General features: G+C 44.6%; 21 protein-coding genes. 10 read left to right on the top strand and 11 right to left on the bottom strand.

The window, feature by feature from the left end:
• The first annotated feature begins 14 nt into the window (after window positions 1-14).
• Window positions 15-596, top strand: coding sequence for a copper-resistant cuproprotein CopI (copI, locus tag D8S93_RS15070; RefSeq protein ID WP_046873736.1), 582 nt, complete (start codon window positions 15-17; stop codon window positions 594-596).
• 97 nt (window positions 597-693) lie between these two features.
• Here the strand turns inward: copI and D8S93_RS15075 are convergent, their stop codons facing one another.
• A complete protein-coding gene (locus D8S93_RS15075; protein WP_193621620.1) occupies window positions 694-2,043 on the bottom strand; it encodes a ferric reductase-like transmembrane domain-containing protein in 1,350 nt (449 codons plus the stop codon).
• 239 nt (window positions 2,044-2,282) lie between these two features.
• Here D8S93_RS15075 and blaCARB point away from each other — a divergent pair, with 239 nt between their 5' ends.
• Both blaCARB and D8S93_RS15085 read left to right on the top strand, forming a co-directional pair.
• Window positions 2,283-3,134, top strand: coding sequence for a CARB family carbenicillin-hydrolyzing class A beta-lactamase (gene blaCARB, locus D8S93_RS15080; RefSeq protein WP_047008407.1), 852 nt, complete (start codon window positions 2,283-2,285; stop codon window positions 3,132-3,134).
• A gap of 292 nt (window positions 3,135-3,426) precedes the next feature.
• A complete protein-coding gene (locus D8S93_RS15085; RefSeq protein ID WP_006742172.1) occupies window positions 3,427-4,476 on the top strand; it encodes a sensor domain-containing diguanylate cyclase in 1,050 nt (349 codons plus the stop codon).
• 117 nt (window positions 4,477-4,593) lie between these two features.
• Here the strand turns inward: D8S93_RS15085 and D8S93_RS15090 are convergent, their stop codons facing one another.
• Entirely contained in the window at window positions 4,594-4,746 is a 153-nt protein-coding gene (locus tag D8S93_RS15090) for a hypothetical protein (protein WP_005375418.1), read from the bottom strand.
• Window positions 4,747-4,991: 245 nt separating this feature from the next.
• Between D8S93_RS15090 and speG the strand changes: the two genes are divergently transcribed.
• Window positions 4,992-5,531 (top strand): spermidine N1-acetyltransferase, encoded by a 540-nt coding sequence (speG, locus tag D8S93_RS15095; RefSeq protein ID WP_041853120.1) that lies wholly within the window; start codon window positions 4,992-4,994, stop codon window positions 5,529-5,531.
• Between the two features lie 48 nt (window positions 5,532-5,579).
• On the opposite strand, the gene D8S93_RS15100 is transcribed toward speG, so the two are convergent.
• From D8S93_RS15100 to D8S93_RS15130, 7 genes are all read right to left on the bottom strand, one after another.
• Window positions 5,580-6,377 (bottom strand): hypothetical protein, encoded by a 798-nt coding sequence (locus tag D8S93_RS15100; protein ID WP_104970180.1) that lies wholly within the window; start codon window positions 6,375-6,377, stop codon window positions 5,580-5,582.
• 176 nt (window positions 6,378-6,553) lie between these two features.
• The gene (locus D8S93_RS15105) at window positions 6,554-7,678 is read right to left on the bottom strand and encodes an OmpP1/FadL family transporter (protein ID WP_152814010.1); all 1,125 of its coding nucleotides are present in this window, start codon (window positions 7,676-7,678) and stop codon (window positions 6,554-6,556) included.
• A 120-nt stretch (window positions 7,679-7,798) separates the two neighbouring features.
• Window positions 7,799-10,939, bottom strand: coding sequence for an efflux RND transporter permease subunit VmeQ (vmeQ, locus tag D8S93_RS15110; protein WP_152814011.1), 3,141 nt, complete (start codon window positions 10,937-10,939; stop codon window positions 7,799-7,801).
• A 10-nt stretch (window positions 10,940-10,949) separates the two neighbouring features.
• Window positions 10,950-12,092 (bottom strand): efflux RND transporter periplasmic adaptor subunit VmeP, encoded by a 1,143-nt coding sequence (gene vmeP / locus D8S93_RS15115; RefSeq protein ID WP_152814012.1) that lies wholly within the window; start codon window positions 12,090-12,092, stop codon window positions 10,950-10,952.
• Between the two features lie 90 nt (window positions 12,093-12,182).
• Window positions 12,183-12,974: a hypothetical protein gene (locus D8S93_RS15120; RefSeq protein WP_152814013.1), complete on the bottom strand. Its 792-nt coding sequence runs from the start codon at window positions 12,972-12,974 to the stop codon at window positions 12,183-12,185.
• Window positions 12,975-13,505: 531 nt separating this feature from the next.
• Entirely contained in the window at window positions 13,506-15,665 is a 2,160-nt protein-coding gene (locus tag D8S93_RS15125; RefSeq protein ID WP_152814014.1) for a prolyl oligopeptidase family serine peptidase, read from the bottom strand.
• Window positions 15,666-15,871: 206 nt separating this feature from the next.
• A complete protein-coding gene (locus D8S93_RS15130; RefSeq protein ID WP_152814015.1) occupies window positions 15,872-17,443 on the bottom strand; it encodes an ATP-binding cassette domain-containing protein in 1,572 nt (523 codons plus the stop codon).
• Between the two features lie 391 nt (window positions 17,444-17,834).
• On the opposite strand from D8S93_RS15130, the gene D8S93_RS15135 reads away from it, so the two are divergent.
• The 3 genes from D8S93_RS15135 (at window position 17,835) to D8S93_RS15145 (ending at window position 21,000) form a co-directional block, all read left to right on the top strand.
• Window positions 17,835-18,260: a universal stress protein gene (locus D8S93_RS15135; RefSeq protein WP_005392539.1), complete on the top strand. Its 426-nt coding sequence runs from the start codon at window positions 17,835-17,837 to the stop codon at window positions 18,258-18,260.
• Window positions 18,261-18,427: 167 nt separating this feature from the next.
• Entirely contained in the window at window positions 18,428-19,045 is a 618-nt protein-coding gene (locus D8S93_RS15140; RefSeq protein ID WP_005392538.1) for an NAD(P)H-dependent oxidoreductase, read from the top strand.
• Entirely contained in the window at window positions 19,042-21,000 is a 1,959-nt protein-coding gene (locus D8S93_RS15145) for a monovalent cation:proton antiporter-2 (CPA2) family protein (RefSeq protein ID WP_104972817.1), read from the top strand. Before D8S93_RS15140 ends, D8S93_RS15145 begins: the two co-directional genes overlap by 4 nt.
• Before the next feature lie 99 nt (window positions 21,001-21,099).
• Here the strand turns inward: D8S93_RS15145 and D8S93_RS15150 are convergent, their stop codons facing one another.
• On the bottom strand, window positions 21,100-21,393 hold the full coding sequence (locus D8S93_RS15150; protein ID WP_152814016.1) for a hypothetical protein: 294 nt from the start codon (window positions 21,391-21,393) through the stop codon (window positions 21,100-21,102).
• A gap of 245 nt (window positions 21,394-21,638) precedes the next feature.
• Here D8S93_RS15150 and D8S93_RS15155 point away from each other — a divergent pair, with 245 nt between their 5' ends.
• Window positions 21,639-21,932 (top strand): ArsR/SmtB family transcription factor, encoded by a 294-nt coding sequence (locus tag D8S93_RS15155; RefSeq protein ID WP_005375388.1) that lies wholly within the window; start codon window positions 21,639-21,641, stop codon window positions 21,930-21,932.
• 109 nt (window positions 21,933-22,041) lie between these two features.
• Here the strand turns inward: D8S93_RS15155 and D8S93_RS15160 are convergent, their stop codons facing one another.
• A complete protein-coding gene (locus tag D8S93_RS15160; RefSeq protein WP_104972818.1) occupies window positions 22,042-23,391 on the bottom strand; it encodes an alpha-amylase family protein in 1,350 nt (449 codons plus the stop codon).
• Window positions 23,392-23,909: 518 nt separating this feature from the next.
• Between D8S93_RS15160 and D8S93_RS15165 the strand changes: the two genes are divergently transcribed.
• Window positions 23,910-24,266 carry a MerR family transcriptional regulator gene (locus tag D8S93_RS15165; RefSeq protein ID WP_005392533.1) on the top strand — a complete coding sequence of 119 codons (357 nt, stop codon included), beginning with the start codon at window positions 23,910-23,912 and terminating at the stop codon, window positions 24,264-24,266.
• A gap of 58 nt (window positions 24,267-24,324) precedes the next feature.
• Window positions 24,325-24,702, top strand: a complete 378-nt coding sequence (locus D8S93_RS15170) for a carboxymuconolactone decarboxylase family protein (RefSeq protein ID WP_104972819.1) — start codon at window positions 24,325-24,327, stop codon at window positions 24,700-24,702.
• Window positions 24,703-24,775 lie beyond the last annotated feature (73 nt).

Raw genomic sequence — 24,775 nt, forward strand, 5'->3', positions numbered from 1 at the left:
TAAAGGAAATCAACATGAAAAAGACTCTTATCACTCTTGCTCTAACCATGGTATCGAGTGGCGTATTTGCTCAAATGGATAACTCAAACATGAACCACGAAAATATGGAGCATGGTCAAATGGAACACGGTTCCATGAACATGGATAAAATGACGATGGATCATGGAAAAATGGACCACGGTAAAATGGATCATTCAGGTATGAGCGGCATGCCGGGCATGTCAGCGGTTGGTATGCCTGCAAATGGCGCAAAACCAGACAAAGTCGTTCATGTACTCTTAACGGATGATATGAAAATTACATTCAAAAAAGACGTGACAATAGAACCGGATGATGTGGTTCAATTTGTGGTAATGAATACTGGCAAAATCAATCACGAATTTACCATTGGTTCAGCAGAAGAACAGCTTAAACACCGTGAAATGATGAAAACCATGTCTGGCGATCACATGCATGACTCCGGCAATGCTGTCACAGTTGAACCAGGCAAAGCGAAACAACTCCTGTGGCACTTCCATGGCGATAAAAATGTAGAGTTCGCGTGTAATATTCCCGGTCATGCAGAAGCCGGCATGGTCAAAAAAGTGGAACTGTAGTGAGACCGGATTAACGCATTAACACGGTTCATAGACGTTAAATGTAAATACAAAAGGAGCTGATTCAGCTCCTTTTTATTTCACCCCAGATACTAGATTATCGCATCACAAACAGCTCTTCATGATAGTGATGTTCTGTATCAAAACGATATGCCTCTAACTCTTTTTTCAGGGTTCGAGAAAATACCTCCGGTCCACAGAAATAAAACTCATAACGCGATAAATCGCCGCATTCCTTCGCAATTTGTTCAACATTAAGTCGAGGTGAAATCGCAGTATCTATCACGTTCAGTTTCACTTGTGCCTGACGCGCAGCATTCCACAGTTCATCCACTAAATGACTATCTAAGCCACGTGTGCAATAAAACAAATGCACTGGCGGATGTCTTTTTAACGCTTCCAATGAAGATAAGATAGCAAAGAACGACGCTATCCCGACACCACCAGCAACCCAAACTTGCGGCTTGTTGACATCAAACTCTAAACGCCCATACGGTCCTTCAACAACAACCTCATCGCTCGCTTTCACGCGCTGGTACAAATTGGTCGTGAAATCGCCTAGCTCTTTGATCAAAAAGCGAATCTCTGGATCGTGCTCACCTGAAACAATCGTAAACGGATGCGGATCTTCATTACCAAAACGAACATAAGCAAACTGCCCGGCTTTGTGTCCTTGCCAAGGTTTTCCTTGACCGTTATTGCTTGGCGCCAAAACCAGCTCCATCACGCGCGCTTGAGGGAAGTAGCGAGTCGACACCACTTTGGCGGGATAGCGATTCGCTCGTCCGACAAAGCCAAACAAGCTATAAACGGCAGCCGCAGAGCCCATCAATGCAAAACCAAAAGCGATAAAATGAATGGGATCGCCCCAGTACGCGTGCTTGATCAGCAAAACGGAGTGAACAGCAACCATCAAATACACCACCGCCATTAAACGATGGGATAACTTAAACGGTTTGTATTTAACAACAGTCCAGAGTGACACTGCCAGCAATACCAATAGCAAATAAAAGCCCCACTCACCTAAATCCAAGCCTATATCACGCAGTTCTTTAACCCATAACTCCAAACCAACGAAGTTATTGCCTGATGGCCCCTCTCCAGTGTGTTTTACTGGTTTTTCCAACCAACCAGCAGCAACGAGCCACTTCGGCACTTTATACATAAGCCAATGGATCACCCCCAAACTGACACCTGCTATGCCTAGCCACTTGTGTACTCGATATGCCTTGTCCATGCCATGAACCCATTGCTCTATCACAGGTAAGCGCAGCGCCAGCACCATCGCAATAGACATCAAAGCTAACGACAAAACACCAGAATATTGAATAAGCGCGGAGCGCCATTGGAAGAATTGGGTCGAGGAAAGCAGTTGCGGTTCACTCATCCACCACAACACAGACACGGCGGCAATTATCATCCATACAAAATTTCGTACAGTTTTCATGAACATCACTCTCAAATTGACGACAACTCTAGTTTAGTTTTTCTAGCGTAATGCAACGTCAATATTCGTAAAGTTGAGTAAACCCACCATATACCTAAGGTCAATAACAAACTTGGAGGTATTGCGCAGAATCCTACAAAAAATAGACATGGATTTAACAGTGGTTAGAGTATTCGCTCGTTATAGTTTGCGTAACATCGCCACAGTGCGAACCAAAACCAAAATGAAGAACACGACGCATGAAAAAGTTATTTTTGTTGGCTGGGCTAATGGTTTGCTCAACCCTAAGTTACTCTTCCCAACTGAATGAAGACATTTCTCTCATCGAACAACAAACCTCAAGCAGAATTGGAGTCTCGGTTTGGGATACGCAAACCGATGAGCGCTGGGATTACCGTGGCGATGAACGCTTCCCACTCATGAGCACATTCAAAACCTTGGCTTGCGCCACAATGCTAAGTGATATGGACAGCGGTAAGCTAAGTAAAAATGCGACCGCGAAAGTCGATGAGCGCAGCATCGTTGTGTGGTCTCCAGTGATGGACAAACTCGCAGGCCAAAACACACGCGTAGAACACGCTTGTGAAGCTGCGATGTTGATGAGTGATAATACTGCTGCCAACTTAGTATTGAATGAAATCGGCGGCCCTAAGGCCGTGACAATGTTTCTGCGAACTATTGGTGATAAAGCGACGCGCCTAGATAGATTAGAACCACGTTTGAACGAAGCGACACCGGGAGACAACCGCGACACAACCACACCTAACGCCATGGTAAACACTCTGCGAACCTTGATTGAAGGAGAAACGTTGTCTTACGAGTCTCGCGTGCAATTAAAAATCTGGATGCAGGACAACAAGGTTTCAGACTCGTTAATGCGTTCAGTATTACCAACAGGTTGGTCTATCGCCGACCGCTCTGGTGCGGGTGGTCACGGTTCGCGTGGTATTAACGCAATCATATGGAAGGAAAACCATCGTCCTGTTTACATTAGTATCTATGTCACAGAAACCGAGCTATCACTGCAAGCCAGAGACCAGCTCATCGCGCAAATCAGTCAGTTGATTTTACAGAAATACAAAGATAATTAATTCACTGCGTACATATTTACTTTCCTAAGTTTACCCTCTTTGCCCTTCTCTTCCCTGAAGGGCTTTCCTATTCTTTGGTTCTACCTCAAAAACACCCCTTATTGAGTAATGACTTACTTATAAATAGGTATAACATTTATTCATTTAGGCGTGAGTTAACGCCCACATTAAGCAATTGAACACACATAGATGGCGATAAATAAACCATAATCTTACGTAGAAACGCATTTTTCTTGAAAATAGCTTCGTGTAACTTATTGTTGGTATTTGCAACATCGCAAGGAGATGTCTATTGAGACTTGAAAGAACTTTTAACCCTGATGACTTATCGATGCAGAACATGGAAAGTCCGATCTGTATGCCGATAGGGTTTGTTCACTTTTTAGCTCAATCGGAAACATTGCAGCAAGTGCTTGATACGGTCGCAGAATGGATAAATCGTATATTCAATTCCGACCGCGCGAGTATCACGCTTTATGAAAATGATGATCATCTGAAGGTCTACTCTTTCTCTGGTAATAAAGCGATTCCGGCTGAATTCTTGGTACCTATTCACCGAGCTTTTGTTGGCCGAGTGTTCAAAAAGCAACAACTGATGATCTGTGACGATGTCACTCAATCTGATGAGGTCGATTGTGTGATGCTGGCATCCAATGGCATGGGGACGTGTATGGATGCACCTTTAATGCACGGTAAAGTCTGTTTGGGCACGCTTAATGTTGCACATCATCAAACGCACACTTATACAAACGAACAAGCGGCACAGCTTCAGTGCATTGCTAACTGGATTGCTTTAAACATTGCTCTTCATATACAAATTATGAAAATGGAGCATCTTGCCACAACGGATGATCTGACTGGCATTCCAAACCGCAGAGAATTCATGCGACAAATCGAAAGCCGCTTGACTGAATACCGCACCCAAGGCATTGACTTCCATGTTGCTATTCTAGATTTAGACAACTTTAAGAGCCTTAATGATCGGTTTGGTCATGATGCTGGCGATAAATCGCTGATCCATGCAGTCAACACCATTCAAAGTCATCTACTTGACTGTGACTTACTTGCCAGAGTTGGCGGTGAAGAGTTTGCCATCGTACTAAGAAGCCGGTCATCGCAAGAAGCCCTAAACACATTAGAAACGATTCGCAATGCGCTAGAAACTACGACGATTCAACACTCAGGTCGTGATATGAGCTTTACCGCTAGTATTGGTGTAACTCAAGTCTGTAGCTTGGATGACTCGTTTGAACCACTCGTAAAACGCGCCGACTTAGCCCTTTACAAAGCCAAAGAAACCGGTAGAAACCGTGTTGAGGTTCATAAAACAGAAGAAAACTAGAAAAGAGAGTGATAAAAAAGGTAGCGACTTGTTGCGCTACCTTTTATAAATTCTAACCCGCCTAAAATAAGTAATAGAACTTTAAGCCAGTTTAGAAATAAGAGTGAGCAAATTTAATTATGCTTTCTTAAGATCTTTAGCTGGGTAAGTTAGCGTTTTCTCACCTGCTTTTACGTGTGTGTAAAAACCGCCACTGCTTAAACCTGTAACAACCATTTCGCCAAGATCGATACCTTTAGTCGCTACTACTACGTCACCGATTGAAAACATATTGAATACCTTGTTTATTTAGATTAAGACACTAAGTCGTTGCGCGGTATTTAATATGATATTAGGCAAACCACCTAATCGAATTTTTTATCGTAAAGATTAATTTTTATTTGGCGTGAACTCTAAGTTTCCATATTGAAAAAACCACAATATTTCCCAAAAACAGATGCGCTATTCTTGTTAAATACGTTAAGATTTTCTAGCATCAATTGCGGAGGTTTACTCCGCCTCATTGGAGATAAATGATGAAGAAAGGCCTAAAAATGCGTGCACTAGAACGCTCTGATTTGCGCTTTATTCACGAACTAAATAACAACCGAAATATCATGGCCTACTGGTTCGAAGAGCCTTATGAATCTTATGATGAGCTCGAAGAACTGTACCGAAAACATATACATGATGACGCAGAAAGACGCTTTGTGGTTGAAGATGAAGACGGCATAGTGATTGGATTGGTCGAACTTATTGAGATCAACTACATTCACCGAAGCGCTGAGTTTCAGATAATCATCGCCCCAGAGCATCAAGGACGAGGTTATGCGACAGAGATGATTAATCGTGCATTGGATTACTCCTTCTCGATTCTTAATCTACGTAAAATATACTTATTGGTCGCAGTGGATAATGAAGTCGCTATTCATTTATATAAGAAATGTGGTTTTATTGAAGAAGGCCATTTAGTAGAAGAATACTTTATTAACGGAGCCTATAGCGATGTTAAGCGCATGTATATATTAAAACACCAATATCAGAAAAAGATCGAAGAAAAGAACGCGATTCACTAATTTATTCCATCAAAGTAAAAACGCAGCCATCGTTGCTGCGTTTTCAATTTACTCAAATTGATATTGGTAAGATAATGCGACGCGCCTATCTGCCTCATCTAAATACGTGTTGTTGTCCATGACAAACGTCATTACGTTAAACGAGTGACGTTTATTCACGAGATAACCAAGGCCGATACCACCAAAGAAGCCTTTGTAGTTCTCTCCTTCACTGTTTTCTGAGCCGTAAGTGCCTGCTGCGAAGCTGATTAACGTCAGTTCTTTGGTAAACGATTTCAGCGCAAATGCGCCAACGTAGCCGCTGCTGCCTGAAGAGCTCATCATATTGAAGCCATTCTCTGCACTTGGAGTGCCCGTAAAGTTAGGCTCGCTACAGTGGCTACTTTCTGCACCGTCACAAACAGGAACATCACCAGTGTTGTACGTATAGCCTGCCATTGGGAAAATTTGGAAGCCTGCTGGCTCAATCCCGAAATAACTTAGCGGCATAAAGGTACCAACGCTGTAGTTGGTTTGATCCGCGCCGTTTACGTATTCATTTTTACCGAAGTTGAAGTTCACGATACCGACCGGAAACAACCACGAGCCACCAATACGCCACTCGCTCGCATCATCATTGATACGCAGGTTAATTTTGCGCGCTTGGTCAAGCGCAAGTGAGCCCGAGAATGAGATGTTTTGATCATCAAAATCGTAGTTGTTTGCGTAAGACGCGCCAAATTTCGTGATGACTTTTGTTGGGTCATCCGCCAACTTGTTTTTATTGTCTTTTACTCGATGCTCGGCACCATGAGCCAGCGTACTGACCAACAAAGTCGTACACACTAACGCTAGTTTATTTTTCATTTTTTAGTCCTTTGAGATGTTGAATACCCGCACTTAGCTGCGCAGATACTTTTTGAATCATCACTCACTGGATGTGACAGAAGCGCCCTAACTACCTTAGGTGGCATGGCAACATCCAGTGCAGGTAGTTAGGGTAGAATGGCCTGTAAGGAAGGCGTTTTAGCGATTAGGAATGATTAGTTTTTCCAGTTGTAGCTCATGCTCATGAAGTACAGAGCAGGCTCATCAAAGCCAGCTTGTAAGCGTGGCGTTTCTGTTTCTGAAGACTCCATCAAGACCGCTTCAAACGCGAAACCAATTGAGTTTTCTGAATCCAATTTGTAATCAATGCCTGTACCAATGCGGTACGCCTTGCCAGTAGGGACGGTAATGTCACCGTTTGATTTGCTCTCATACATGCTGGTATCGAATGCAAAGCCTGCATTCCACATCATTTTTTCATTCAGTTTGTACTGAGTACCCAATGCGATTTGGTAAGTGTCTTGTGTCTCTACATCGACCAAATCTGCAGCCTTAAGCGTGGTTGTGTATTCGCTCCAGTCTTGCCAGTTCACGTTCCACATCACCGCTAGGTCATCATTCACTTCGTGGTAAGCACTGAAGATCAGTTGTTGCGGAGCAATGGAGTTGCTGTTGTCGAATTCAAATTCGGTTTCAGAAGAGTAAGATAGACCAAGACGCGTGCCTGGTGTTGCCTCATAAAGCACACCTACTCGGCCATTAACCTGAGTATTTTGGTCTTCGTCTAAGTATTTTTTATGCACGCCAGAGCTAGCCAACGTCCCTTCTACTTCATACATACCGTACTGAATGCCAAGCGCTGCACCCACAGACCAGTGATCATTGATGCGGTAAGAAGCGGAAGGTTGAATGGTTAAGGCTTGCGTCGTTGCTGTAGGAATATCTAAATGATTATTCAAAAGACCTTCGTACTCTAGGCCAAGACCGTAGTTGCCATATAAACCAATACCCAGCGTCCATTTGTCGTTTACTTGTTGGCTGTAAAATGCCGACGCCATAGGAACAAAACCAATTACGTTGCCCGCATCGCCAGTCATCGTGTCTAGTTGCGCGTCACCGTAAAGGCCAATCAGGTTACCAGAGAAAGATTTACCAGAAACATTCGCCAGACCAGCCGGGTTTGCTGCCATTACTGAGGCATCTTGCGCACGAGCCGCCATACCAGCGGATGCCAAACCAATATCCGATGCTGTTGTTTCGTAAAGGTATAACCCACCCGCTTGCGCAGCAGCACACGTCAGTAGAGAGCTCGCTACGACGATTTTTGAAAGATTTTTCATGCTAAAACCTATTATTGTTTGGGGAACCCACGCTGCGACGGTGGTTGTATATCAATGAAAGGCATTGGCCAATCGCACACAGCGTGGGGGTGTTGTGGAGTCAGTCAGTTGAAATCAGCGTTATTGCTCGCTCACCTCAAGTTCAGTGGGTTTCTTTCGCTTAAACTTCTCGCGCAGAGATTGCATCATCACGAAGAACACCGGCGTCAGTAACGTGCCTACAAACGTAGAGAGAATCATGCCGCCGAATACCGCAAAGCCCAGTGAGTGACGAGATGCCGCACCAGCACCCGATGCAATCACCAACGGGAATACCCCCCAGATGAAGGCGAACGCAGTCATCTGTACTGCACGGAAACGGATTCGAGCAGCTTCTTTGGCAGCATCAATGATGGATAAGCCCTTTTCTTCTCGCAGAACTTTGGCAAATTCCACGATAAGAATCGCCACTTTGGCGGACATACCGATCAAGATGACCACACCAATCTGCACGTACAAATCGAACGGTTGTCCCACCAGTAATAACGTCCCCATTGCGCCGAGAATCGCGACTGGAACCGCCATCATTACCGCAGCAGGAATGGTCCAACTTTCGTACTGAGCCACCAAGAACAAGTAGGTGAACAGCAAAGACAATGCGAACGCGATTGGTGCCATGTTGCCTGCTTTCATCTCTTGGTAAGTCATGCCTGACCACTCGTACGAGTAACCACTTGGCAAAGATTCTGCAGCCAGTTTTTCAATGGCTTTTACGACATCACCCGAGCTGTAGCCTGGCGCTGGCGCACCGTTCACGGTTGCAGAACTGAACATGTTGTAGTTCGACAAGGTATCAGGGCCGAAGATCGGCTTCACTTTCACTAGCGTTGCCAGTGACACCATTTTTCCAGAGCTTGAACGAACAAACAGATGGTTGATGTCGTCGATGTTGTCACGGTATTGCTCTTCTGCTTGCACTTTCACTTGGTACGAACGACCAAACAAGTTGAAGTCAGAAATGTAGGCGCCGCCCAACTGTGCTTGCAGTGTGCTGAAGATTTCATTCAACGGTACGCCCATCGAAATCGCTTTATCGCGGTCAATATCGATGTAACGTTGCGGAATGTTCGCACGGAAAATCGAGAACGCACGCGCCACTTCAGGCAGTTGATTGATTTGGGCAACAAAATCAGCGGTTGTTTTTGCCAACTCTTGTGGAGAACGGCCCAAGTTGTCTTGCAGCACAAGGTTGAAACCATCCACCGCACCCATGCCTTTGATTGCCGGCGTCGCGAAAACGAACGAAGCGGCATCTGGCGTTGAGTTCAGCATTTGGTTAACTTTGTTCATCAACGCACGTTGGTGTAGCTCAGGGTCTTTACGTTTGCTCCAGTTATCCAGTTTGATGATCAACATGCCCGAGTTTGGAATCGACGCCATGTTAATTACCGAGAAGCCCGCAACCGAAACCACGTTCTCCACACCTTCCATCTGTTTTAGCTCATCAACGTACTTCTTCATTAATGGTGCAGTACGCTGCAATGCTGCTGCGTCTGGCAAACGCATTTCGACCATGAACACGCCTTTATCTTCGTTCGGTACGAAAGAAGAAGGTACGGTCATGAACGCAAATGCCAGCACCGCAATAAGCGCGCCATAAACACCGATACTCAGCACAATACGACGGCTCAAGAAACCAACTAAACCTTGGTATTTGCGCGTTATTGCTTCAAAACCGCGGTTAAACGCACGCAAAGGCGCAATAGGTTGCGAGTGAGTAGATTTCAACATCAACGCACAAAGCGCAGGCGTTAACGTCAATGCGTTGATCGCAGAGATCAGTACCGATACACAGATGGTGACCGCGAACTGGTTGAACATTCGACCAGAAATACCCGGCAATAGCGCAACCGGTACGAATACCGCCAACAAAATAAGCGTTGTTGCCAATACTGGACCCGTCACTTCTTTCATGGCTTGGATCGTGGCCGGAATCGGGTCTAAATGCTCTTCATAGATAACCCGCTCCACGTTCTCCACCACGATGATCGCATCGTCCACCACGATACCGATGGCGAGGATCAAGCCAAACAACGAGATCGTGTTAATGGTCATGCCCATAACGCCCATGATTGCGAACGTCGCAATGATGGAAACCGGAATCGCTAAGGTTGGAATGATGGTCGCTCGCCAGTTCTGCAAGAAAACGTACACAACGAAGGTGACAAGAAGTACCGCAATCACCAGTGTCTCGTACACTTCATCAATCGATGTCTCTACGTATTCGGTAGAGTCATAAGCGATGTCGTAGACCAAATCATCTGGGAACGATTTCTCGTACTCTTTCATGGCCTCTTTCACGCGTTCCATCACGTCTAGCGCGTTCGCTGTCGGCAACTGGTACAAGGCCAGAACGGCGGCTGGTTCGTTATTCATACGACCATCAGCTTCGTAACCTTGTGCGCCAACTTCCACACGAGCCACATCTTTCAAGCGAATCAAAGAACCTTTCTTGCTCGCGCGGATGATGATGTTCTCGAACTCTTCTGCAGAAGTAAGGCGGCCTTTGGTTTGCAAAACATATTGATATTGCTGGTCACCCGGAGCTGGCATACCACCGATCTTACCCGCCGCCACTTGGATGTTTTGCGTTTTAATTGCGCCAATAACATCGCTAGCAGAAAGCTTCAAGGTGGCCAGTTTATTTGGGTTCAACCAAATACGCATTGAGTAGTCTTTCTTACCCAGCAGCGTAATGTCACTCATACCTTCGATACGTTTTAGACGCTCAACAATATTGAGATCCGCGTAGTTAGAAAGGTAGATACTATCGTGAGACTGTTTCGGAGAACGCAGTGTAATAACGCCCAACATGTCGGAAGATTTCTTCTTAACCGTCACACCGATTTGGTTTACTTCTTGTGGGAGAGAAGACGTCGCTTGCGCCACCAAGTTGTTCACACGAACCTGCGCCATATCGCCATCTGCGCCTACTCGAAAATAGATACGTAGTGTGTATGAACCATCGTTACCAATCACAGAAGACATGTAAATCATGTCTTCAACGCCGTTGACTTTGGCTTCTATCGGCTGTGCAACCGTCTTTTTAACCACGTTCGCGTTTGCACCCGGATACATGGTGCTCACCGTAATTACCGTCGGAGAGATTTGAGGATACTCAGAAATTGGCAAGACTTTCAGGGCGATCATACCCATCAATGTCATCGCCAGTGAGATCACCAAAGCAAACTTCGGCCGGTGAATGAAAAATTTACTTAACATCAGTACTCACTCAGCCTTGTTCACTCTGTAGTTCAACGTCTTTCACCGTTGCACCCGGACGCACTTTTTGAAGACCATTGACGATGACTTTTTCGTTAGCCGCCAAACCAGTCAGCACAGCACGTTTCACACCGTAGGTCTGACCGAGTTCAACGTTACGACGTGACACCACGTGATCATCACCAACCACCATGACGTAGTCACCCGCTTGGTCTTGCTGAACAGCCGCCGATGGGATAAGCAAACCATCAATGGTTTTGTTGCGCAGCTTGATGGTCAAGTTGCCATATTCACCCGGCATAAGCGCGTAAGTTGGGTTATCGAATTGTGCTTCTGCTCGAATTGAGCCTGTTTCTAAATCGATCTTGTTGCCAACGGCGTAGATCTTGCCATCAAGCGGGTACAATGAACCGTCTGAAAGCGTCAGTGTTAAATCAACATCCAGTTTGTCATCGTTACGATGGGCCACATCAATCGCACTTCTTACGCGGCGGTAGAGCTTCTCATCCACATCAAAGCCAAAGCGAATTGGGTCGATTTGAGTGATCGAAACAAGAGGAACGAGTTGAATTTTCGAAATACGGTCACCCACTCGGAAGTTGCTGAAACCCGCGCGGCCAGAGAAAGGAGCACGCACAGAGCTAAATTCAAGATCGAGCCTTGCTGAAACCAGCGTCGCTTTCGCCTCTTCTACCGAAGCAATCGCTGCGGCGTGCGCGGCAATGGCGTCATCGTATTGCTGCTCACTGATGCTTTTATCTTTGATGAGTTTCTTCACACGTTCTGCATCACGCGTAGTTTGAACGAGTTGTGCTTTTGCTTTTTGCAACGACGCTTTAGCATACGCCAGTGCCGCCCTGTAAGGACGGTCGTCGATTTCAAACAGCAATTGGCCTTTTTCGACCATATCGCCATCTTTAAAATGAATCGCGGTTAATTCGCCACCGACTCGAGGCATAATATCAACGTCATTTACCGCTTCAGTTCGACCGATAAAAGTATGATAAGGAGTGATTTTTGTTTCGGTTAGGGTAACGGTTTCAACAGAGGGTGCTTGGGCAGTTTTCGTTGCGATATCGCCAGTTTTGCATCCTGATAGTAATGCAGAAGATATAGCAATAGATACCAACGCAAATTTATATTTGGCTTTCATGATAAACCTACTTTATGTAGAAAGTGCCCTAGCCTAAATATTTAAATATATGGATAAACACACTTTCTATTCTGGAAATAAACGAGGAAGTTAGAATTGGTAGTTAAATTCGATACGGTGATCACCATCACCGAAATTAACGTGCTCATTCCAGTTTGCAAAGTAACGAATATTTGCGCGAGGATTAATTTGATAAGACAACGCAAACTCATGAGTTAAGATATTATCTTCACCAGCGTAATAAGCATCTTTATATTGACTAGACCCTGACAATGTATGCATATACATTGGGTTGTAGTTAATCCAGATTTTATCGGTTAATTCAATTTTTGAGTACATACCGACAACGGTGAAAGTACCTGGAATTTCATAACCTTTGCCATCACCACTAAAATCATTAGCAATAGTGACACCTGCACCAGCCAAAGGAAATAACTGCAACATACCAAACTTAGGTAGGCCTTGAATAAAGCTGTAAGATGCATCTAATTTATCGTTATCAACGTCGTAGTTTACATCTAATTGACGGCCTAGACCTTTTGCGACTTCTACTTGGAAATTACGTAGTCGGAACGAGTCAATGCTGTCATCAACATTGGCATACATTGGATCGTCATTGTCGCGAATGCCAAATAGCTCACCACCAATGCCTTTCATTTCGATGATGTTCATCGCCATGGTGCCAGGCTGGCTAGATTGGTAAGTTTGACCGATTTTGATGTTTGCGCCTTTGTCAGTAATACCAAAGCCCGCTTGGGTGTAAACCGCAAGTGGGTCAGACATATCTTGTAGTTCTTCGTCATTATTTGTCTGAGCATAAGCAGAAGACGCGAGTTGAAGGGCTGCTGCCATGATAACAACAGACGGTTTCACTAAATTCATAAAACTGTATCCATTTTAATGATTATAAAAATTATTCACGTCATGAGGTCATCATAAATAGCAAGCAACACAACTCGCTTTGGATAATATAAATTATCAAAGCAAATTTAATAATGACGAAACATTAGACGTTTTAATTAAAATAAAATAAAGCGTCGTAAAAGTTCAATCACTGCTACTTATATCTTATATAACTTGAAATTTGGTAAGCTTTACGAAGAAGGGAATATTAAAACTTATGAAAATTCAATTATCATTAGAACAAATGATTAATTAAATTTACCATATAAATAAGGAGTGCAATGGTGTTAGGTGATCGCGATCAAGTTTTATTTGTATCGTATATTACTCTTCAGGTAAAGAAGATAGATGTAATAAATTGCAAATACCTTAATTTAATTAGCCTTGCGGTCAATTTAGAATAGTTACTCCACAATAAATTAAAAGGAAATCACACTCTGTGATTCCCTTTTATTTTCGAGTGCAAAAGCACCAATGCATTTCGTTAACTAAAAACACAAACGATTCGCACTATTGCAGTTTCTCTATCCCCATATTGAACAGTGCAAAGCTATAAATATCTGCATTTGTCTCAATTATTTTACGAGTTGGTGTGCCAGCACCATGCCCTGCATTGGTTTCGATGCGAATCAAGGTCGGATTTGAACCCGCCTGTTTTGACTGCAACTCAGCAGCAAATTTGTAAGAGTGAGCAGGAACAACACGATCATCATGATCACCCGTTGTAATCAATGTTGCTGGGTATTCCACCCCCGCCTTTACATTGTGCACTGGCGAATAATCTTTCAGATACTGGAACATCTCTTTACTTTGCTCTGCCGTACCGTAGTCATACGCCCAACCAGCACCTGCGGTAAAAGTATGATAACGCAGCATGTCCAGTACGCCGACTGCTGGCAGCGCCACTTTAAACAACTCTGGACGTTGCGTCATAACAGCCCCCACTAACAAGCCACCATTCGATCCACCGTTAATGGCTAACTTGTTTGATGACGTTACCTTTTCATCAATTAGAAATTCAGCCGCCGCAATAAAGTCATCAAACACATTTTGCTTTTGCATTTGAATGCCAGCGTTGTGCCACTCTTTACCATACTCCCCACCGCCACGAATGTTCGCTACCGCGTAAACACCACCAAGCTCAAGCCAAGCTGCACGTGTCGGGCTAAAAGATGGTGTGAGGCTAATGTTGAAACCACCATAACCATATAGGATGGTTGGTGCACTGCCGTCCATCGGTGTCCCTTTTTTATAGGTGATGATCATCGGCACTTTTGTTCCGTCTTTTGAGGTGTAAAACACCTGACGAGATTCATACAAAGCTGGATCAAATGGCGCTTTAGATTTGTAGTACACCTCGCTATCACCATCTTTGATGTTCAGACGATACGTAGTGCTTGGCATCTTGTAGTTGGTGAAAGAATAGTAGACTTCGGTTTCTTCTTTTTTACCTGAAAAACCGTACGCACTACCAATATCAGGCAGCTTGATTTCACGGATAAGTTTGCCGTTCATGTCGTATTGCTTCACCATCGAGATCGCATCAACAATATAGCTCGCAAACAAATTGCCACCCGCGGTAGAAACACGTAACACGTTCTTTGTTTCAGGGATCAAATCTTTCCAGTTTTTGGGCTGCGGCTGACTCGCATCCACCGTCACGACGCGTTTGTTCGGCGCATTAAGGTTCGTAACCAAGTACAGTTTCGTGCCTTGGTTGTCTATTACCCAAGTATCAGAACTGGTGTTATCTAAAATGGTTTTAAGCGGGCTGTTTGGCTTACTCAGATCTTTAAAGAACAGTTTGTTACCCGATGTCGATATGCTGGCTGAGATAAACAAGTAGCGTTCATCTTCCGACGTATAGCCGCCAACATAACGGTATTTCTCTTCCTCAAAGCCGCCGAAAATCAGCTGGTCTTCACTTTGTTTCGTCCCAAGCTTATGAAAGTAGAGCTTGTGTTGATCCGTCTTCGCGGAAAGTTCACTCCCCTTTGGCTTGTCATAACTTGAGTAATAGAAGCCTTGATTGCCGAGCCAACTGATGCCGCTGAACTTAATATCCACCAGCGTTTCGCCGACGGGCTTTTTGGTTTCTGTCTCTAGAACTATGACTTTTCGCCAATCGCTACCGCCTTCCGAAATGCTGTATGCAACCAAAGAACCGTCTCGTGAAAAACTCACTCCCGCTAACGATGTGGTGCCATCCTCACTAAAAGTATTTGGATCGAGGAAAATTTCTGCTTCACCATCACCTAGCTGCCGATAAAGCACATCTTGGTTTTGTAAACCGTCATTTTTGTAGAAATAAGTGAACTTACCCTCTTTGAACGGTTGGCTTTGCTTTTCGTAGTCCATGAGCTTAGTGATGCGCTCTTCAATCTGCTCGCGGTAAGGGATTTTCGACAGATAATCAAACGTCACTGCATTTTGTGCCTTCACCCATTCTGCGGTTTCTGGGCTGAGATCGTCTTCCAACCAACGATAAGGATCACTCACTTTTGTACCAAAGTAGTCATCGACAACATCCACTTTTTGCGTGGTTGGATACGTGATGGCTTTCGGGTTTACCTGTTCAACCGACGACTGCGCCGCTTCATTTGCATGCGCCACAGACAACACACTTCCGAGTGCGAGAGCCGTTGCGAATGCTAGGGTGTTCTTTTTCATGAAATTCCTTTTTATTTTTCTGTTGTCTTTTTGTGCAATACATCAGAACTCTACTATATATCGACAAAATGAATCTAATTTCATTAAACGAGTTGTGAAAGCCATCCTAACTCCCTTATTTCCTGCCAATTCTACATATCGGTAAGTGGAGGTGTAGAGCTTAGGAACAACGCTGAAGAGCTACAATGGCGTTTGCTCTCTTTCGTTTAATTCAGTTCGATTTGACGCAAAACCCCAGACTCAGAAGCGAAATCTTGGTCGTGACTAATCAGAACAAATCCACCTTTGTATGCATTTAACGCCTGACTAAGCATTATTTTTGACTCGAGATCGAGATGGTTATCTGGCTCATCAAGCAGCAGCAAAGGCTGGGAGTTTTGATGGCTGACGATCAGCATCGCGAGCTTCATCTTCTCGCCACCGCTCAGTACGCGCCCCAACCGAAACACAGCGTCTCGACGAAAACCGATCCCCGCCAATAAGGTTCTCGCTTCACTTTCCGTCATCTCTTGGCAGGTCTCCATTACGTTCTCAAGTAACGAAAGATTTGGATTCACTGCGCCAAAGTGTTGGTCGAGATAATACAAGGGTGTATTCACTTGCAGCTCACCACTCAGCAACGACAACTCGCCAAGCAACGTCTTTAACAAGGTTGACTTTCCGCAGCCATTTTTCCCTTTGAGATGGACTTTATCGTTCGCAAAAATCTGCAAAGTGATAGGAGTAGAATCCCCAAAAGGCAATATACCTTCTTGTATCGACAACACTTTTCTCGAACGGTTCGGATTATCTGCAAGATAAAACTTTTGTGCTTTGAGCTGCTCATGTCGTGATTGCAACGCCCACTCTTTGGCTTGTAAATGCACTTGTCTGAGTTGCTCATTCTTATTGCGATTTGAGGCGCTGGCGGTCGCGCTATCCTTTTTGCCATCAAGCAAAATTTTGGGCTGACTGCCGTCTTTGCGCAGTTTGTTCCCTTGCGCGGCGCGTTGGTCTGCTTTTTCGCGATTTTTCTGGGCTTGCTCAGCTAACCGTTTTTTGTGTTTATCGACCTGCGCTAACTGCCTTTCGACCGCTTGTAACTCAGTGCGTTTTTGCTCGGCATACACATCGTAATTTCCACCAAAAACCTGTAAGCCTAGACCCGAGAGTTCCCAAATTTCCTCCATTGCTCGAAGCAGCTCGCGATCGTGACTGATGAGTAAAATCGCGCCACCGAAATGCCTCATAGACTCTATCAACCATTGTTTCGCCTCGGTATCGAGGTGATTGGATGGCTCATCGAGAATCAAAAGCTCCGTTTCGTTTTCAAACAACTGCCATAACTGCAAACGCGCCAACTGACCACCACTAAGCCGAGCACATGAGAAATCAGGGTCTTGCGGTAAGCCCATCGCAGCAAGCTGCTGTTTGAGTTTCTGTTCAATATCCCACTGTTCGCCAACCAGTTCGAACCAATGCTCAGAAACATCACCTTGTTCAATCAGCTTTAAAGCATGCAGGACCGAGTCAGTTCCCAGAAACTGGGCGATCGATTGCTGACCTGAAAGCAAATCAGACGGCTGCTGGCGATACATCATGAAAGAAGAGGGAAAAGTCACTACACCGCTGGCAGGCTGAGTTTCACCCGCCAAAATGGAAGCCAAAAGCGACTTACCGATGCCATTGCGCCCAACCAAACCAACACGTCGTTTAGTCATGGAACAAGAAATAGACTGAAATAGCGTCTCGCCATTATCAAACTGATGGCTAACATTAAAAGCTTGTAAAACTGGCATAATTTGCCTCCTGTATGACAGGGACAACAGCCGTAGCTATGATTTGAGATTGCAACAAAACGCGTGCACAAACGCATTAAGCTCTATGTAAAGCTCGACGATAAACGTCAAATCAAAAAGTCGTCTTGTTGCAAAGAAATATCGGAAAGTGAGCTACGCCTACTAACCCTGCAGATCCAAAAAATAAGTAAAAATATGGATAACAGGTTTAGTTCTTCATGTTGGCGTAATCTCCTAGAGAAATGATTTGCGAAGTTTAGCGGGTTTTCTGACTAAAAAGCAAGCAGCATTATTTATCAAAACTTTGAACGATTTCGAGATCTTATCTACACAAATTTTGCCCAAGCCATACTATGCTTACAGTAAAGCTAATCCACATAAGGGCGTGGTAATGAAATACAAACATATCCTTGTTGCACTCGAACTGTCCGATGAAAGCACAGTTCTGATCGACAGAGCCGTAGCGATGGCTAACTATCTCGACTCCGATATTTCATTCATCCATATTGATGGAACTCACGGGGAAATTTATCGTGAGCTCGTAGACATTAAAGAGAACCCAGACCAAAGGCCGCTGAATGAGCACTCTATGGAATGTTTGAGAACATTCAGTGAGTACATGGATTATCCACTCAAACACTTCTTCGTGGGTACTGGTGATTTAGCCGATAAGCTCGAAATTACCATCAAAGAGCAAGAAGTGGACTTGCTGATTTGTGGCCATCACCAAGATTTCTGGAGCAAAATCATTTCCTACTCAAGACATCTTATCAACAAGTCACCAGTCGATATTTTAGTCGTTCCTATTCATGATTAATTAGAATTTTACGCTTGCCAAAACCACCAACTTATTTGGTGGTTTTTTATTGATATTGAAACAGCTTAAGCACTTTTCCAAGCTAGCTTGACGGCCATTTATGAGTTACATTTTCTAACCAACCTGCGCTCCTACCGGGCATGGTTATTTAGATAGCAAGGATCCTTATGGCGAATAAAAAAGTATTAATTCTCTTTGCTCATCCTTCCCAGCATCGTTCAGAAGTGAATACTCCACTTTTCAAAGAAGCTCAAAAAATTGAAGGCGTGACATGTGTTGATCTCTATGGTGAATATCCTCGTTTCGATATCAATATCGACCGTGAACAACAACGCTTGCGTGAGCATGATGTAGTGGTTTTTCAATTCCCACTATATTGGTATTCAACCCCAGCAATTTTAAAAGAGTGGCAAGATCTGGTTTTGGAGTATGGCTTTGCTTACGGCACTGAAGGAACCGAACTACAAGGTAAAACCATGCTGTGCGTGCTTTCGGCCGGCGGCAAGGAAGAAGCCTATAAAGCCGAAGGCTACAACCATTTTACGATTCGGGAACTGCTCGCTCCTATCGAGCAAATGTCAGCGCTCACGGGTATGCACTACATTGCGCCTCTTGCTTTGTTCGGCGCACGTACAGCCGAAGAAGAAGGCCGAATTCCTCGTCATGTCGAACGGTACAAAAGCCTGCTAACAGCATTAGTCGAAGATAGACTGGATGTTGAAGCAGCTGCGTCATTAATCAAACTCAACAGCGCACTTCCGAAGCTCATCAAGGAGGCTTCATGACAGGGATATTCTTACAAGCCTTCGTGTATTTGATTGCCGCTGTGATTGCGGTACCACTTGCCAAGCGTTTAGGGCTCGGTTCCGTTTTAGGTTACCTCATCGCTGGTGTGGTAATTGGTCCAATTATCGGCTTAGTCGGTGAGGAAACAACGACAATTCAGCACTTTGCCGAATTTGGCGTGGTGATGATGCTATTCCTAGTGGGGTTAGAGCTAGAGCCTAAAATGCTCTGGTCAATGCGAAATCGTTTAATGGGCTTAGGCGGTCTTCAAGTTGGCGGTACCATCGCGGCGATTATGGGTATTGCCCTGTACTTTGAGCAGCCTTGGACTATTGCCTTAGCCATCGGTTTGATTTTCGCCCTTTCTTCTACCGCGATTGTTTTGCAAACTTTTAGCGAAAAAGGGTTAACGAAGACAGAAGGCGGACAAAACGCGTTCTCTGTTTTGCTTTTCCAAGATATCGCTGTTATCCCGATGTTGGCCTTTATTCCATTGCTGGCCCTGCCGGAGTTAGTCGAACAAGCACAAAATGCTGTTCAAACGGCCGCGCAGCATCATGACGATTTAAACCTCGTGGCCGATTTACCGGGCTGGGCGTACGGAATAGTCATCACAGCATCGATAGCGATTGTTGTCGTTGGTGGTCACTTTTTAAGTCGACCTCTGCTGAGCTATGTTGCTAGCTCTGGGCTGCGTGAGATTTTTACCGCCACCGCATTGATGCTGGTGATCGGCATCGCAGCACTGATGAGTTTGGTTGGCTTATCTCCTGCGTTAGGAACTTTCTTGGCTGGCGTTGTATTGGCGAACAGCGAATTTCGCCACGAGTTAGAGTCCAATATCGAACCATTTAAAGGGTTGTTGCTGGGTCTGTTCTTCATCACCGTCGGAGCTGGGATCAATTTCTCAGTTCTATTTGGTGACTTCTGGTTGATCATGGCACTGACCATTGGCGTGATGGTATTGAAAGCCTTGGTGCTATTTATTCTCGCGCTGATATTTAGAGTGAAAGGCAGCAACCGCTGGCTGTTTACCTTAAGCTTGGCTCAAGCGGGTGAATTTGGTTTTGTGTTGCTAAGCTTCTCTGTGCAAAACCACGTCATTCCGTTTGAACTCTCGCAAACGCTTGCGCTGGTTGTTGCTATCTCAATGTTCTTAACGCCAGGTTTGTTCATTCTATTTGACAAATTAATACTGCCGCGTTTTGAAACTCAATCAAACGAAAGGGAAAGCGATACGATTGAAGAAAAAGGCACAGTAATCATCGCTGGTATCGGCCGTTTTGGTCAGATTGTTAACCGCTTGCTTGTTTCTAATGGTGTAACAACAGTGGTGCTCGATCACCAAGCCAACCAAGTCGATAACATGCGCCAGATTGGCACTCGCGCTTATTTTGGCGATGCGACTAGACCAGATATGCTGCACACTGCAGGCATCGAGCATGCGGCTGCGTTGGTCGTCGCAATTGATAACCAAGAATCAAGTGTGGAATTGGTGAAGTACGTCAAACACACGTACCCCAAAGTAACGGTGATCGCACGCGCCTTTGACCGTGGTCACGGCTATCTTTTGCGTCAAGCTGGGGCTGATATTATTGAATCGGAAACCTACCATTCCGCATTGGAGATGGGCGGTCACACGATGAAAGCACTTGGTATTCATCCCTTCTTTGTTGAGCAGCAAAAAGCGACATACAAGCGTGTTGAAGCGCGCAAGTCCGAGATACTCTACAAAGCTTGGGAAGATGATTCTGAAGGCGAACGTTATGACAACAATTTCCGACAACTGTTTATTCAGTTAGAGGAAAAAATGGCGGAAGAGATGCAAAAAGATCGCCATGACAAACTCTCGCGCTCAGAACGTGGATGGACTCCACCGCCGAAAGGTTACGCTGATGACTTCAATGAAGATAACGTTCAAGAACTAACACCGCCGAGAGAAGAGCCGATCTGACGGTAACTTGCTCAATATTAAAAACCTCCCGTTTGGGAGGTTTTTCTTTTTCAGTACAGAGCCACATGCCGTGCAGGATAAAATGATCTTCTCACGAGATTACATAAGATCATTCATTAAAATCTCATACTCTTCGTTTGCTTCTTCCACTAAGTGAGAAAGCTCTAACGCATCAGTAACTGCAAGATTGAACTGCCACGGAGTTGTGTCTTCTTTACCACAGATTCGAGTTTCACACCCACGGCTCTCAAAAGACAAATCATCAAACTCTGTGGTATGGCGCTCTTGAAGTTCTACAATCTCAACTTCTAATTTACCGACAGGGTTAACTTTAACGTGAGCATGTAAATCTGAACTGTTAGACAAACAATACTCTCTATGAACCGCAATCATGGCCGCCTCCTTGGTCTGCCAACTGACAACTCACCCATGAGTGTAGACGAGGGAGTTTGAACGTGGGGTGAAATAATAATGAAGATTGATCTGTCTCATTGGAGTAGACAATTATTGTTGTGCTGGTATGAGCCGGTATGAATCTCATCTGATTTAAATCGTTCCTAGATCACAAGAGTTGGCATTTACCGAGACTTTCCCTATTATCGAAACAAATTTACTGTAGTCATTCTTTAGAGGTCAGTATGGAGCTTGAAGCCGTCGCTAAAGCACTAAAAGAGTTAGGTCATCCTACTCGTTTAAGTATTTACAAAGAAGTTGTCAAAGCGGGATACAAAGGTATCGCGGTAGGCGGCGTACAAGAAAAGCTTGGCATTCCTGCATCCACTCTCTCTCATCATATTTCTAGTCTAGCCTCAGCCGGGCTTCTCACCCAACGTCGTGAGGGGCGAACCCTTTTTTGCGTTGCAGAGTACCAATGTTTAGATGATGTGATCGGCTTTTTAAAGGCTGAATGTTGCGTTAATGAGTGCTCATAACTTCATAGCAGACGCGAAAGACTTCGGTTTTACATTAGACTTTACCCGTTCTTGAATGACCGCCGACAAAAATAAAACACCGAACTCGCTAAGCTCGGTGTTTTATTTTTTAGTTTTCGACGAGCAACATTGAGGCTTTAGGTGGCACAATTAACTTACCGTCAGATGGAACGTCCTGATCCGTCATCAAATCCACCCAGTCACCATCCATTTTCAATGTCAAAGACTGCTGACGCTGCGATTTATTAAGCACGACAACGCCTTTGCTCCCTCGCTTAAATACCAGCATATCATCGTTACCTTCAAGAACACTCATCGACTCGCCATGCGTCATATTATGGAATTGGATCATTTTCGCCATTCGCGGATCGTTCCATGCGCCTTGCCATCTTGGCTTGCCATTTTTATCTGTAATACCGCTAGTGTTTAAGTCGGTATAAACCAATGGCACACCACCATCGCGGCCTAGAATGTAGGCATAAGCTAACCATTCATTTTCCTCATCCATGATCAGATCAAGAAAAACGTCATTGTTAGGAATGTCATGCGTGACAACAAATGTAATCGCGCGACCGGGCGAAAGGGCCTGACCGAAACAGTATGGGTCAATCAACGACTTGAAACTGCCCTTTTTAGCGAACGCCTTAAAAATGGTCGAGAACAACGGGAAATCATAAGCGCCTAAGCGAGTTTCCTGTAAATACGGCTCAAGAAACAACTGATACTCTTCCTCTGTCGCACCGCCATCGGTAATAATTTCGCCAAATATATGCACATCGCGCGTGATGTCGTCTGTCCAAACACGTTTAAGGTGCTCTAGCGTCATGTGTTTCGCGGCATCAATACGAAACCCTTTCACACCAATGGCTTTCAGTGCTTTTAGGTAAGCGCGTTGCTGCTCAACGACATGGTCACAAACACGGAGAGTTGGCAAGCCAGGATCGGTTGGTCCACCTGTGATGCGTCCATTTTGTACCTGCCATTTATCTTTCCAGTCTTTAATACCGAACGCTTCAACAAAGTCCTCTTCATCAAAAAGCGGTTGAGATAAGTCGCCAAATAACGTTAGCGACTGATATTTCTGTTTGTTTTGTTGGTATTCCTCCAAGACCTCTTGCCTTGGGTATTGGAGGTCTCGGCGAAGGTGGGCCTCATTTGCCATATGGTTAAACACCACGTCAGCGTAAACCCACACGCCAACTTGCTCCAGTTCACGAACCATACGGATAAAGTCTTTGGTATCACCCAACGCATTGTCGATGACACGGTAATCTTGAGGTTGATAGCGCTGCCACCAGCGATCATCGTGGGCGCTTTTCATTGGTGGCGAAACCAACACGGAGCCGTAACCTAGCTCGTGGATTTCTTTTGCTCGTTGGGCAATGTCAGCATACTTCCAATCAAACGCATGTAAGATAACATTCGCACCGAATGATTGTATTTCCTGTGAGCCACTCATGTTGTTCTCCTACTCGTTTTCACTCACGATTACTTGTTTGCATTTTTTTGTGAGTGAATTCAATAGTCGAAATTATAAGAGCTATTCATCAGACGCCCTCACCCTTTTCGCCCTAACTCAAGGCTGAAAATGAAGGCGTAGTGACTCCTCCATTGCATAAGTAGAAACGATTCTGGACGTAAACGAGTAGATGACATTCAAGTACACCGCACATAAAACACACTAAACCATTGTTTTGTATTACAAAAAATTGCATTCAAAATATATGAAAGAAAATGCCCGGGTACGCCCTAAAGGAGGCCAAAGACTAAAAACAGCCAAACCACTCTATTGAGTAACTAATTTTTAATAAAGTGAAACTGGCAGGTGGATCACGTTTGGCGCGTATTCAAAACAGCCCCCTTCTGCGTATCCCACCTTAAAACATGGAAGATTACCGTTTGTATCTATCCCGAAATGACTTCAAAATGCGGAACTTAGCTTATGCCTATTGGTATGAATTACCTTGGAGGGTAATCATGAATATCAAAGAGTTTTCTAGCCTCGTCGGCTTGTCTGCTCATACACTTCGATACTATGAAAAAATTGGCTTACTTAAACATGTCCATAGAAACGCGAGTGGGCATCGAGTGTATAGTGCGAAAGATCTAAGCTGGATTAGCTTCGTAAAGCGATTAAAAGAAACTGCAATGCCGCTTGAAGAGATTCTGGAATATGCAAAATTAAGGGAAGTCGGCTCAGAATCTGTACGACAACGCCAAGCCTTGCTAGAGCAACACCAAGAAAACCTCAAGCTCCACATTGAACAGCAGCAAAAGCACTTAACGGCTCTAGAAGAAAAAATTGCCTTGTATAAAAGCGGAAAAGTTCGTTGACTTAGAGTTAACTCTAAGGATTAAGGTATGTGTGCATTTATTCACTAGGAACATATCAATGGAACAATCACGCTTTAACAAAGGATTAGAACTACTCTCTCACATTGATGGCGACGCTGGTCATAACGTCATCGAAAGCTTACAAGATATTTGCCCAGATTTAGCTCAGTACACCATTGAGTATCCGTTTGGCGATATTTATGCTCGTCCAGGCTTAGACCTAAAATCGAGAGAAATCGCAACCGTCGCCGCGCTAACGGCAATGGGGAATTGTGCGCCACAACTGAAAGTACATCTCAATGCAGCACTGAATGTAGGCTGCAGCGAGGCTGAAATTAAAGAAGTCATCTTACAGATGTCCGTCTACGCAGGGTTTCCAGCGGCATTAAACGGCATGTTTGCCTTCAAAGAAGTGCTGGCGGAAAGAGCAGAGTAATCACGACGTTGAAATCAATTTAAAGGCAATTAAAAACGGCCCTTGGGGATCGGGCCGTGATTTAAACAACGAG

It is taken from the genome of Vibrio sp. VGrn 2 (genome assembly GCF_009361695.1).
GTDB classification, from domain to species: Bacteria; Pseudomonadota; Gammaproteobacteria; order Enterobacterales; family Vibrionaceae; genus Vibrio; species Vibrio diabolicus.